Annotated in this window: 10 protein-coding genes, 2 tRNA genes and 1 other RNA gene; 5 read left to right on the top strand and 8 right to left on the bottom strand. The window is 73.7% G+C overall.

Features of this window, described 5'->3' with window-relative positions:
* Window positions 1–65: 65 nt before the first annotated feature.
* Entirely contained in the window at window positions 66–2,510 is a 2,445-nt protein-coding gene (locus tag ASF47_RS06285) for a penicillin-binding protein (RefSeq protein WP_056863163.1), read from the top strand.
* 66 nt (window positions 2,511–2,576) lie between these two features.
* Here ASF47_RS06285 and ASF47_RS06280 read toward each other — a convergent pair whose 3' ends face one another.
* Window positions 2,577–3,038: a GatB/YqeY domain-containing protein gene (locus tag ASF47_RS06280; RefSeq protein WP_056863546.1), complete on the bottom strand. Its 462-nt coding sequence runs from the start codon at window positions 3,036–3,038 to the stop codon at window positions 2,577–2,579.
* 26 nt (window positions 3,039–3,064) lie between these two features.
* Here ASF47_RS06280 and ASF47_RS06275 point away from each other — a divergent pair, with 26 nt between their 5' ends.
* The 3 genes from ASF47_RS06275 (at window position 3,065) to ASF47_RS06265 (ending at window position 5,292) form a co-directional block, all read left to right on the top strand.
* Window positions 3,065–4,003: a metallophosphoesterase gene (locus ASF47_RS06275; RefSeq protein WP_228942949.1), complete on the top strand. Its 939-nt coding sequence runs from the start codon at window positions 3,065–3,067 to the stop codon at window positions 4,001–4,003.
* 135 nt (window positions 4,004–4,138) lie between these two features.
* A tRNA-Pro gene (locus tag ASF47_RS06270) sits at window positions 4,139–4,215 on the top strand.
* A 147-nt stretch (window positions 4,216–4,362) separates the two neighbouring features.
* Window positions 4,363–5,292, top strand: coding sequence for a hypothetical protein (locus ASF47_RS06265; RefSeq protein ID WP_056863162.1), 930 nt, complete (start codon window positions 4,363–4,365; stop codon window positions 5,290–5,292).
* An 81-nt stretch (window positions 5,293–5,373) separates the two neighbouring features.
* Here the strand turns inward: ASF47_RS06265 and ASF47_RS06260 are convergent, their stop codons facing one another.
* The 7 genes from ASF47_RS06260 to ffs form a co-directional block, all read right to left on the bottom strand.
* Entirely contained in the window at window positions 5,374–6,420 is a 1,047-nt protein-coding gene (locus ASF47_RS06260; RefSeq protein ID WP_056863161.1) for an aspartate-semialdehyde dehydrogenase, read from the bottom strand.
* A complete protein-coding gene (locus ASF47_RS06255; RefSeq protein ID WP_056863160.1) occupies window positions 6,417–7,691 on the bottom strand; it encodes an aspartate kinase in 1,275 nt (424 codons plus the stop codon). Before ASF47_RS06255 ends, ASF47_RS06260 begins: the two co-directional genes overlap by 4 nt.
* A 73-nt stretch (window positions 7,692–7,764) precedes the next feature.
* Window positions 7,765–8,448 (bottom strand): DUF5063 domain-containing protein, encoded by a 684-nt coding sequence (locus ASF47_RS06250; protein WP_082500080.1) that lies wholly within the window; start codon window positions 8,446–8,448, stop codon window positions 7,765–7,767.
* Window positions 8,445–9,041, bottom strand: a complete 597-nt coding sequence (gene recR, locus ASF47_RS06245; RefSeq protein ID WP_056863159.1) for a recombination mediator RecR — start codon at window positions 9,039–9,041, stop codon at window positions 8,445–8,447. Before recR ends, ASF47_RS06250 begins: the two co-directional genes overlap by 4 nt.
* 27 nt (window positions 9,042–9,068) lie before the next feature.
* Entirely contained in the window at window positions 9,069–9,443 is a 375-nt protein-coding gene (locus tag ASF47_RS06240; RefSeq protein ID WP_056863158.1) for a YbaB/EbfC family nucleoid-associated protein, read from the bottom strand.
* Window positions 9,444–9,513: 70 nt separating this feature from the next.
* Window positions 9,514–11,877, bottom strand: a complete 2,364-nt coding sequence (locus tag ASF47_RS06235; protein WP_056863157.1) for a DNA polymerase III subunit gamma and tau — start codon at window positions 11,875–11,877, stop codon at window positions 9,514–9,516.
* A 103-nt stretch (window positions 11,878–11,980) separates the two neighbouring features.
* Window positions 11,981–12,071: signal recognition particle sRNA small type (ffs, locus tag ASF47_RS20590), an RNA gene on the bottom strand.
* Between the two features lie 139 nt (window positions 12,072–12,210).
* Here ffs and ASF47_RS06230 point away from each other — a divergent pair.
* Window positions 12,211–12,299 (top strand) — tRNA-Ser (locus ASF47_RS06230).
* Window positions 12,300–12,317 lie beyond the last annotated feature (18 nt).

Here is a 12,317-nt window from a genome sequence, read left to right as displayed (position 1 = left end):
CGAAATGACTACTCTCCCATAGCCGGGTTTCGCTGGGGCCTGGAGGCCTCCCGTACCCTGGCGGCATGTCTGAACCGCGCAGTGACCGTCTCTCCAGCGGCCGGGTGCTCACCCACCTGGGTGTGATGGTCGCCGTGTCGGCCGTCCTCGGCGTCGTCGTCGCCGGGCTCGCCATCCCGTTCGCCGGCGTCCTGGGCATCAGCGCCCGCAACGTCGCCGAGACCATGGACAGCCTGCCCGCCGAGCTCGAGACCGAGCAGCTGGCCCAGAAGACCGAGATCACCGACGTCGAGGGCAACGTCATCGCGACGCTCTACGACCAGAACCGCGTCGAGGTCCCGTTGAGCCAGATCTCGCGCAAGATGGTGAAGTCGATCATCGCGATCGAGGACTCGCGGTTCTACCAGCACGGTGCCCTCGACGTGCGCGGCACCCTGCGCGCCTTCGTGACCAACCAGGCCAACGACGGCAACGTCCAGGGCGGGTCCTCGATCACCCAGCAGCTGGTCAAGCAGACCCTGCTGACGCAGGCCAAGACGAAGAAGCAGCGTGCCGCGGCCATCGACGACAGCTACGCCCGCAAGATCCGCGAGCTGCGCTACGCCATCGCCCTGGAGCAGCGCCACAGCAAGGACTGGATCCTCGAGCGCTACCTCAACATCGCCTACTTCGGCGACGGCGCCTACGGCATCCAGGCCGCGGCCAAGCACTACTTCGACGTCAACGCCAAGCAGCTCAACTACCCCCAGTCGGCGATGCTGGCCGGCCTGGTGAAGAGCCCCGACGGCTACGACCCCACCAACTCCCCCGACCGCGCCATCGAGCGCCGCAACGTCGTGCTCGACCGGATGGCGGAGCTCTCGGTGATCCCCGGGACCAAGGCCGACCGGCTCAAGGACACCCCGCTGCGGCTCAAGGTCACCAACACGCCCAACGGCTGCGTCTCGACCGTCGCCCCCTTCTTCTGCGACTACGTCGTCAACTACCTCATGGAGGACCCGGCGCTGGGCGACACCCGTCGCGAGCGCAAGGACATGCTGCTTTCGGGGGGCCTGCGGATCCGCACCACCCTCGACCAGAGCTTCCAGGAGGCCGCCGACGCCTCGGTCGCCAGCCACGTCTACCCGACCGACACCGCCATCGGCGGCCTGGCCATGGTCGAGCCGCGCACCGGCAACGTCCGCGCCATCGCGCAGTCGCGGCCCATGGGCGACGACATGGCCGCCGGCGAGACCTACCTCAACTACGCCGTCAACGAGAAGTACGGCGACTCCGCCGGCTTCCAGGGCGGCTCCACCTTCAAGGCCTTCGTGCTGGCCGCGGCGGTCGAGGACGGCATCCCGCTCACCGAGACCATCTACTCCCCGCCGACCATCTCGATCAGCGAGTCGGCCTTCGAGGACTGCGACGGCGAGCCCTACGGCTATGGCACGTGGTCGCCGAGCAACTCCACCGACTCGGGCACCATGAACCTCATCACCGGCACCCAGCTGTCGGTCAACACCTTCTACGCCCAGCTCGAGGCCCGCACCGGCATCTGCCAGCCCTTCGAGCTGGCCCAGTCGATGGGCCTCGACCTCGACAACCCCACCGGCGACGAGTTCGGCAACGGCGCCGAGCGCGTGCCCTCCTTCACCCTGGGCAGCCCCAACGTCAGCCCCCTGGAGATGGCCGAGGCCTACGCCACCTTCGCCGGCCGCGGCCTGCACTGCGACGCCCGCCCGGTCACCGCGATCGAGGACCTGCGGGGCAACCTGCTCAAGGAGTACCCCTCCTCGTGCGACCAGGTGATGGAGGCCTCGACGGCCGACGCCGTCAACTCGGTGCTGCGCGGCGTCATCGAGGGCGGCTTCGCCTCCGCCGAGGCGCTCGACTCGCCCGCGGCGGGCAAGACCGGCACCACCCAGGACGGCAAGTCGGTGTGGTTCGTCGGCTACACCCCCAAGCTCGCGACCGCCGCCATGATCGCCGGTGCCAACGACGTGGGCACGCCGGTCAGCCTCAGCTACCAGACCGTCGGCGGCACCTACATCTCCGCGGCCTCCGGCTCCGGCGTGGCCGGGCCGATGTGGGGTGACGCCATGAAGGCCGTCGACGACCAGCTCGACGACGACAACTTCGTCGCTCCCTCCGGCACCGACGTGGAGGGCGTGCTCACCACCATCCCCGACGTCGCGGGCCTGTCGCTGACCGAGGCGCAGAGCCAGCTGTCCTCGGCCGGGTTCGGCTACACCTACGGCGGCTACCGCGACACCGGCTACGCCGCCGACTCGGTCGCCTACACCTACCCCAGCGGCGGGGAGTCGGCTCCCTCCGGCACCGCGATCACCATCTACCAGTCCACCGGGGTCGTGCCCCAGCCCGTCGCCCCCTCGACCCCCCAGGGCGGCGGCGGCAACGGCGGTGGCAACGGCGGTGGCGGCGGCAACGGCGGCAACGGTGGCGGCGGTGACGCGGGCGGCAACGGCAACGGTCGGGGCGGCGGCAACGGCGGCGGTCGCGGCAACTGACCTCACCACCCCCTGACGCACGAAGGCCCGCTCCCTGGAGGGAGCGGGCCTTCGTCGTGCGCGGGGTCAGGCGCCGAGCTGGCGGCGCACCTCCGCAGCGACCGCGCCCCCGTCGGCACGGCCCTTGACCTGCGGCTGCACGAGGCCCATGACCTTGCCCATGGCGCGCATGCCCTCACCGGCCGCGCCGGTCTGCCCGACCGCGGCCGAGACGATCTCGGCGACCTCGGCGTCGGTGAGCTGCTCGGGCAGGTAGTCGGCGATGACCTCGGCCTCGGCCCGCTCCTTGGCGGCCATCTCGTCGCGGCCGCCGTCGGCGAAGGCGGCCGCCGCCTCGCGGCGCTTCTTGGCCTCGCTGGTCAGCACGCCCACGACGTCGTCGTCGGTGAGCTCGCGGGCCTGCTTGCCGGCGACCTCGGCGTTGGTGAGGGCGCTCAGCACCATGCGCAGGGTGGAGGAGCGCACCTCGTCGCGGGCCTTGATGGCGGTGGTCAGGTCGGCACGGAGACGGTCCTTGAGGGCGGGCATGAGGCCCATTGTGGCAGCCTGGGCCGGTGCTCCTCACCCGCATTGCGCCCCACCTCCTCACCGGGGCGGCAGCGGCCGCCGCGACCGGCGCGGCCCTCACGGCGTACGCCGCCTCCGAGGCCCGGGCCTACACCCTGCGCCGCGTCGAGGTCCCGCTGCTGCCGGCCGGCCACGAGCCGCTGCGCGTGCTCCACCTCTCCGACCTGCACATGACCCCGGGCCAGCGCCGCAAGCAGGAGTGGCTGGCCGGCCTGGCCGAGCTGCGCCCCGACCTCGTGGTGGACACCGGTGACAACCTCTCCCACCGCGACGCGGTGCCCGTCGTGCGCGACGCCCTCGGAGCGCTGCTCGACGTGCCGGGCGTCTTCGTGCACGGCTCCAACGACTACTTCGAGCCGAGCCTGCGCAACCCCCTGCGCTACCTCCTGCCCGACGACGGCCGACGCGCCACCCACACCCCGCAGCTGCCCTGGCGCGAGCTGTCGGCGACCTTCACCGGGCGGGGCTGGCTCGACCTCACCAACACCCGCGGCGCCCTCACCGTGCGCGGCACCCGGCTCGCCTTCGCCGGGGTCGACGACCCCCACCTCGGCTACGACCGCCTCGACGCGGTCTCCGGCCCCGCCGACCCCGGCGCCGACGTGCGCATCGGCGTCACCCACGCCCCCTATCTGCGCGTCCTCGACCACTTCTCCGCCCAGGGGCACGACCTGGTCCTGGCCGGTCACACCCACGGCGGCCAGGTGTGCCTGCCCGGAGGTCGGGCGCTGGCCACCAACTGCGACCTCGAGCCGGCCCGGGCCCGCGGGCTGCACCGTCACCCCGCCGACTCCCGCGACGGCGACCCGGGCTCGGCGTGGATGCACGTGTGCGCCGGCCTCGGCACCAACCCCTACGTGCGGCTGCGCCTGGCCTGCCGCCCCGAGGCCACGCTGCTCACCCTGGTGCCGCGCGCTCCCCGCTGACCGGCGCCGCTGACCAGGGCCGGTGACCAGGGCCGCTGACCAGGGTCCGGACCACCCCGCGGCCGATTGGGGGCCGCAGGAGCGGCTCGGGTATGCTCCCGTGCTTGTGAGCCCGGCATCGCCGGTGGTCACGATCGGGCTGTGGCGCAGCTTGGTAGCGCGCCTCGTTCGGGACGAGGAGGCCGCAGGTTCAAATCCTGTCAGCCCGACCATCAGGGCCCGGATCCACCAGGATCCGGGCCCTTCGTGGTCCCGGGACCCGAGGGTGCCGGTGAGCACGGCGACGATCGGGGCGAGGAGTGCTGGCGCGCCCCGCGGACCCGCGGACGCGACCCGCCGCTGCGTGTCAGACTGGCCGCATGCCAGACGAGCAGCAGCGACCCGAGGCGCCGTCGCTGGAGGTGCCGTCCTTCGGGCTCAAGCGTCGCCGCAAGCGTGACGCCGCCCCGCCGGAGGAGCCCCCCGCCTCGCGTCCCGTCGACAGCGGCCCCGCGGCGCCCGCGGACACCTCCGACGCCGCGAGCACCGCCCCGCTGCCGGTCGTCGAGGCCCCGGAGCCGCCGCCCGCGCGCAGCACCGCCCCGGCGGCCCCTGCCCCGCCGTCGGCCCCCGGGGCGGCCGAGACTCCCCGCGGCCGCCGCTTCGGCCGGGCCGGCAGGTCCGAGCGGTCCACGGGCGGCGCGGCGCCGAGCCAGGCGCCGAGCACCGCGCCGTCCGCCGTCGCCCCTCCGGCGCCGGCTCCTGCCCCGACCCCGGCCGCGTCTCCCTCCGCGGCCCCCAGGCCCGCCGCCGCTCAGGCGGCGCCCTCGGCTCCCACCCCGACGACCGCCCCGGCGACCGCGGCCGCGGTCGGTGTCGCCGACGAGCCCCGTCCCGCGACGGCGCCCCGTCCGGGCCTGGGCACGGCCCTGGAGGCCGTGAGCGGGCCCGTGGCGGCCGCGGTCACCGGTCTGGTCGTCGGCATCGTCACCGTGGCCCTGACGACCCTGGCCCTGGCCGGCTGCGAGGCCGTGCGCGGCACCTCGACCTGCGGCCGACCCGGCTTCCTGGCGCTGCTGGCCATCATGGCGGCGATGGTGGTGCTGGGCACGGCCCTCCTGCGTCTCTTCCGCGTCGGCGACGCCGGGAGCACGAGCTTCCTGGCCATCGGCCTGCTCGGCGTGGTGAGCCTGCTCTTCCTCGTCGACAGCCTGCTGGAGTGGTGGATGGTGCTCGTCATCCCGCTGGTCACCGGCGTGACCTACCTGTTCTCCCACTGGGTCACCACGCTGATCGACCCCGACGACTGAGCTGGTCGCAGACGCCGCGAGGGGCGGCACGGTCCGGTGGACCGTGCCGCCCTTCGTGCGTGGTGCGTGAGCGGGCTGCGCTCAGAGGCCGGCGGCGACCAGCTCGGCGATCTGCACCGTGTTGAGCGCCGCGCCCTTGCGCAGGTTGTCGTTGCTGATGAAGAGGGCCAGGCCCCGGTCGCCGTCCACGCCCGGGTCCTGCCGCAGCCGCCCGACGTACGACGGGTCGCGCCCGGCCGCCGCCAGCGGGTTCGGGACGTCGACCAGCTCGACGCCCGGGGCGTCGCGGAGCAGCTCGGCGGCACGGGCCGGCGTCATCGCCTCGGCGAACTCGGCGTTGATCGCCAGCGAGTGGCCGGTGAAGACCGGCACGCGCACGCAGATGCCCGAGACGCGCAGGTCGGGGATGCCGAGGATCTTGCGCGACTCGTGGCGCAGCTTCTGCTCCTCGTCGGTCTCGCCCAGGCCGTCGTCGACGATCGAGCCCGCCAGCGGGAGCACGTTGTAGGCGATGGTGCGGGCGTAGACCCGGGGGTCGGGGAAGGCGACGGCCGAGCCGTCGTAGGCCAGCTCGCGGCTCCCCTCCCCCGCCGCCGAGACCTGGCCCGCCAGCTCGTCGACGCCGGCGATGCCGGAGCCGGAGACGGCCTGGTAGGTCGAGGCGATCAGGCGCACCAGGCCCGCCTCGTCGTGCAACGGCTTGAGCACCGGCATGGCGGCCATGGTGGTGCAGTTGGGGTTGGCGATGATCCCGCGCCGCGCGGCGATGACCTCGCGGGCGGCCTCGGGGTTGACCTCCGAGACGACCAGCGGGATGGCGGGGTCCTTGCGGAAGGCGCTGGAGTTGTCGACCACGACCACGCCCGCGTCGACGAAGCGCGGCACGAGCGCCCGCGAGGCGGTGGCGCCGGCGGAGAAGAGTGCGATGTCGAGACCCGTCGGGTCGGCGGTCTCGGAGTCCTCGACCACGACCTCGCGGCCCTCGAAGTCGAGCGTGCGGCCCGCGGAGCGCGCGGAGGCGAAGAAGCGGATCTCCTCGACCGGCACCTTGCGCTCGGCCAGGATCTGGCGCATCGCCACCCCGACCTGGCCGGTGGCGCCGACGACGCCGATGCGCAGCCCGCTCATCGACCCGTGCCGCCGTAGACGACGGCCTCGACCTCGGTGGCGTCGAGGTCGAAGGCGGTGTGGGTGGCCTGCACGGCGGTGTCGATCTGACCCTCGTCGACGATCACCGAGATCCGGATCTCCGAGGTCGAGATCATGCCGATGTTGACCCCCGCCGAGGCCAGCGCGGAGAAGAACTTCGCGGTGATGCCCGGGTGGGAGCGCATGCCGGCGCCGATGAGGGAGACCTTGCCGATCTGGTCGTCGTAGAGCAGCTTGTCGTAGCCGACCTCGTCCTGGATCCGCGCGAGCGCGCCCATCGCGCTCTGGCCGTCCTCGCGGGGCAGCGTGAAGGAGATGTCGGTGAGGCCCGTCGCGGCGGCCGAGACGTTCTGCACGACCATGTCGATGTTGACCTCGCTGGAGGCCAGCGTCTCGAAGATGCGGGCGGCCTCGCCGACCTTGTCGGGCACCCCGACGACGGTGATCTTGGCCTCGGACCGGTCGTGGGCGACGCCCGCGATGATCGCCTGCTCCATGGGGTTCTCTCCTGAACGGTGGTCGGGAAGGATCCACGTGCCCTCGACGGTGTCGAACGAGGTGCGGACGTGGATCGGTACGTCGTAGCGGCGGGCGTACTCGACGCACCGCAGGTGGAGGATCTTGGCCCCGGAGGCCGCCATCTCGAGCATCTCCTCGGTGGAGACGCGGTCGAGCTTGCGCGCCGCCGGGACGATGCGCGGGTCGGCGGTGAAGACGCCGGCCACGTCGGTGTAGATCTCGCACACGTCGGCGCCGAGCGCGGCGGCCAGCGCCACCGCGGTGGTGTCGGAGGCGCCGCGGCCCAGCGTGGTGACGTCCTTGGTGTCCTGCGAGACGCCCTGGAAGCCGGCGACGATGGCGATCGCGCCGTCGGCGATGGCCTGCTCGATGCGCCCGGGGCTGATGTCGATGATCTTCGCCTTGCCGTGCACCGAGTCGGTGATCACCCCGGCCTGGGAGCCGGTGAACGACTGCGCCTTGTGGCCCAGCTGCGCGATGGCCATCGCGACCAGCGCCATCGACATCCGCTCGCCCGCGGTGAGCAGCATGTCGAGCTCGCGCGGCGGCGGGAGCGGCGTCACCTGCTCGGCGAGGTCGCGCAGCTCGTCGGTGGTGTCGCCCATGGCCGAGACGACCACCACGACGTCGTGGCCCTGCTTGCGGGTGTTGACGATGCGCTGGGCGACCCGCTTGATGCCGGTGGCGTCGGCGACCGACGACCCGCCGTACTTCTGGACGACAATGCCCACGATGAATGTCCCTCGAGGTCCCGGTGTTGCGTGAGACGCGGCCTGTGCACCGCGTCCTGACCGGTGACGGAGTCTATCGGGGCGTCGTGGCCCGCCCGCCCAGCATCTCATCGGCCAGCATCTCATCGGCCGCGGCGACCTGGTCGGCGTCGAGGTCGAGGTCGACGTCGAGACGGTCGTGGGCGACCACCGAGAGCAGCGCGTTCAGCGCGGCGCCGGCGAGGTTGCCCCACGAGGAGACGTAGGAGAACTGCCACCACCACAGCGCCTCCTCGACGTTGCCGGCGCGGTAGTGGCGCAGGCCGTTCTCGAGGTCGCTGGCGATGCTGGTGAGGTCGTCGGAGAGCTGGCCCTCGACGACCTCGGGCACGTAGGGGTCGAAGACGAAGGCGTAGGTGTCGAGACCGCCCAGCAGCTCGGCCAGCCGCAGCCGCATCTCGTCGAGGTCGGCCTCGGGGCCCACGTCGGGCTGGTACTCCGCGATCGGGGTGAAGTCGCGCTGGGCGCCCAGGCGCGCGCCCGCGAGCAGCACCTGGCTGATCTCGAGGAGCAGCAGCGAGATGGTGCGGCCGGCGTCAGGCTCCTGGGAGACCGCGCGCAGCGCGAGCAGGAAGCTGGCCACCTGGTCGGCGATCTGCTGCGCGAACTCCTCGGTCTCGGCGTCGAGGGCCGGGCGCTCGGCGCCGGCGGCCAGGGGCGCGCCGGTCTCGCGCACCGCGGGGCCCGTGGCCGGGTCAGAGGTCTGGGTCGGGGTCATTCTGCTGCTCGCCTCCCTGCGAAAGCACGTCCGAGGGTGACCTCGTCGGCGTACTCCAGGTCACCACCCACCGGCAGTCCACTCGCCAAACGCGTGACGCGCAACCCGATCGGGCGCAGCATCCGCGTGAGATAGGTCGCGGTGGCCTCGCCCTCGAGGTTGGGGTCGGTGGCGAGGATCGTCTCCGTGACCGTGCCGTCGGCCAGCCGCATCATCAGCTCGCGGATGCGCAGCTGGTCGGGCCCGATGCCGTCGATGGGGCTGATCGCCCCGCCCAGCACGTGGTAGCGCCCGCGGTACTCCCGGGTGCGCTCGATGGCCACGACGTCCTTGTACTCCTCGACCACGCACAGCACGGTCGGGTCGCGCCGCGGGTCGCGGCAGATCCGGCACTGCTCGTCCTCGGAGACGTTGAAGCAGATCGAGCAGAACTTCACCTTGGCCTTGACCTCGATCAGCACGTCGGCGAGGCGCCGGACGTCGACCGGGTCGGCCTGCAGGAGGTGGAAGGCGATGCGCTGGGCGCTCTTCGGACCGACCCCGGGCAGGCGCCCGAGCTCGTCGATGAGGTCCTGGACGACACCCTCGTACACCGCGCTCCCCTCCCCTGCTGCTCGGACCTAGAGCCCGAGCGAGCCGCCGGGCATGCCCGGGATCTCGCCGCCGCCGGCCAGCGGGCCCAGGGCCTCGCTGGCCATCGCGTCGGCCTGGGTCTTGGCGTCGCGGTAGGCCGCGACGACCAGGTCGCCGAGGTCGACGAGGCTCTCGGCGTCGCTGGCGTCGAAGCCTCCGGGGGCGATCCGGACGCCGACGAGCTCGCCGACACCGCTCACCGTGGCGGTCACGCCGCCCGCGGTGCCCTCGACCGTGGTCGAGGCCAGCCGCTCCTGGGCCACCTGCAGCTGCTCCTGCATCTGCTGGGCCTGCTGGAGCAGGGCGTTCATGTCGAAGCCGCCACCGCCGCCACCGAGCGCGTCGAAGGGGTTCTGCGTCATGGGGTCACCTCTGTGTCCGGTCGGGTGCGTGCGTGCGGGCCCAGCATGACGGGTCGCGCCAGGACGGCGGTCACTGGTGCCGGATCTCCTCGATCATCCGGGCACCCAGCTCGCGCTCCAGCAGCTCGGCGCCCCCCAGCTCGTGGCTGTCGGCGTCGAGGTCGTCGGGGTGGGCGTCGGCGTCGCGCTCGGCCAGGTCGTCGCTGCGCGGACGGTCCACACCGCCCGTGCGGGTCTGCTGGATGGCGCCGCGCGCCGCCGCGATCGAGTCGGGGCCGGCGGTGCGGACCTCCGGCACCACCGCCACCGTCGCCTCGGGGGCGACGCCCCGGGCCGGGGCGCCGTCGACCGCGCCGTGGTCGTCGGCCCGGGGCGTCCGCCCCTCGTCGTGGTGGTCGTCGGGCACACCCGGGGAGCCCTGCGCGCCCGGAGCGCCCGCGCCCTCGGAGCCCTGTCCCTCGGGTCCGGGCTCGTCGGCCCACGACGGCGGGCCCGCGGGCTCCTCGCGCGCCGGCGGCTCGGGGGGCTCGGAGCGCAGCGGCTCCGCCGGGCTCGCCGGTCGGGTCACCTGCGGCGTGCCCTCGGCCTGCGCGCCGGGGTCGACGATGGTCTCGATGCGCCAGTCGGAGCCCACGACGTCGATGGCGGCCTGGCGCACGATCTCGCCGCTGCCGCCGTTCTCGAACGACTCCCGGGCCCCGGAGTTGGAGAAGCCGAGGGTGAGGGTCTTGGCGTCGACGCCGACGACCTGGGCGTGCTGGGTGAGGTGGATCCAGGTGACCCGCCGGCGCAGCTTCGTGGCCTCGACGATGTCCGGCCAGAGCCGGCGTACGTCGACCAGGCTCAGCCCGGCCGCCGGGCCCGCCGCAGCGGCGGGGGCGGGCTCCCGCGCCGGCGCGGGTGCCGGCGCGGGAGCCGGTGGGGCCGGGGCCGGCGGAGCGGGCTCCGGCTCCGACGCCTCGACGGGCGGGGCGGGCGGTGCGGCCGCGGCCGCGGCGACGGACGGTGGCTGCGGCTCGGCGGGCGGGGCGGGCGGCTCGGGCCGGCGCGGCGGCGCCGGCGCGCGCTCGTGCTCCGTGCCGGGGACGGCCGACTCCTCCACCGGGGGCACGACCACCTCGGAGCTGATGCGGGGCACGACGGCGTCGGGGGCGGCGACCGGCTCCGGCTCCAGCGGCGGCTCGACCCGGGAGGCCTCGCGGTGCGGGCGGTCCTGGACGGGCGCGCCCGCGCGCACCGGCGAGGCCGCTGCCGAGGGGGTGCCGCTGATGGCCACCCGGCGCTCGAGGCGGTCGAGGCGCGCCATGAGGCCCTCGGTGGAGTGGTCGGCCGCGGGCAGCAGCACCCGGGCGCAGATGAGCTCGAGCAGCAGCCGTGGGGCGGTGGCGCCGCGCATCTCGGTGAGTCCCGCGGCCACGAGGTCGGCGGCACGGGTCAGCTCGGCGCTGCCGAAGCGTGCGGCCTGCGCCACCAGCCGCTCGCCCTGGTCCTCGGAGACGTCGATGAGCCCGGTCGCCGGCGCGTCGGGCACCGCGGCCACGATGACGAGGTCACGCAGGCGGCGCAGCAGGTCCTCGGTGAAGCGGCGGGGGTCCTGGCCGGTCTCGACGACCTTGTCCACCACCCCGAAGACCGCGCTGCCGTCGGCCGCGGCGAAGGCGTCGACGACCTCGTCGAGCAGCGCGTCGGGGGTGTAGCCGAGCAGGGCGGTCGCCAGCTGGTGCGTGACGCCGGCGGGACCCGAGCCGCCCAGGAGCTGGTCGAGCACGGAGAGCGTGTCGCGGGCCGAGCCCGCACCCGCCCTGACCACCAGGGGCAGCGCCGCCGGCTCGATCGGCACGCCCTCCTGCTCGCACAGCTGGGAGAGGTACGACGACAGCAGCCGCGGCGGGATCAGCCGGAAGGGGTAGTGGTGGGTGCGCGAGCGGATGGTCGGCAGCACCTTGTCGGGCTCGGTGGTCGCGAAGATGAAGCGCAGGTGGGGCGGGGGCTCCTCGACCAGCTTCAGCAGGGCGTTGAAGCCCTGCGTGGTGACCATGTGGGCCTCGTCGATGATGTAGACCTTGTAGCGGCTGCGCACGGGCGCGAAGAAGGCCTTCTCCCGCAGGTCGCGGGCGTCGTCGACGCCGCCGTGGGAGGCCGCGTCGATCTCGATCACGTCGATCGACCCCGGGCCGCCGCGGGCCAGGTCGCGGCAGCTGTCGCACTCCCCGCACGGGTCGGCGACGGGCGCCTGCTCGCAGTTGAGCGCCCGGGCCAGGATGCGCGCCGAGGTGGTCTTGCCGCAGCCGCGGGGCCCGGAGAACAGGTAGGCGTGGTTCACCCGGTTGTTGGCCAGCGCCGCGCGCAGCGGCTCGGTCACGTGGTCCTGGCCGATGACCTCGGCGAAGGACTCCGGCCGGTAGCGGCGGTAGAGGGCGAGCGGTGAGTCCACGCCCCGACCCTAGACGGCCGCTCCGACAACCACCACGGGCGGCGGCGCGACCGCGGGAGCGACCCGCGCGGACGCGGTCGGCGCCCTCCGCGTGCGGGCATGAAAAGGCCCCCCGCGCACCCGACAGAGCTCGCTTACCCTTGCTGCCTTCCGGCCCTGGGGGAGTTCGGCGAGATGCCGCCACACGGGGGGTTGGCCACGAGTGTAGGTGAGGCCCGCAGCAGCGCCAACACGAGCCCGCGACCGGCCGGCCGTCCCGGCCCGGGGCCCTTCCGGAGCCGCCCGCGGGGGTGCGATTTCACCGCGAGGACCGCCACGGGTACGCTCCTGCGCGGAGGATTCGCCTAGTGGCCTATGGCGCTCGCTTGGAAAGCGGGTTGGGTTAACAGCCCTCAGGGGTTCGAATCCCCTATCCTCCGCCACTCGACGGCGCCGCACTC

Source organism: Nocardioides sp. Leaf285, from assembly GCF_001422955.1.
In the GTDB taxonomy this organism is placed as follows: domain Bacteria; phylum Actinomycetota; class Actinomycetes; order Propionibacteriales; family Nocardioidaceae; genus Nocardioides; species Nocardioides kribbensis.
This window is presented reverse-complemented; position numbering and strand designations above follow the sequence as displayed.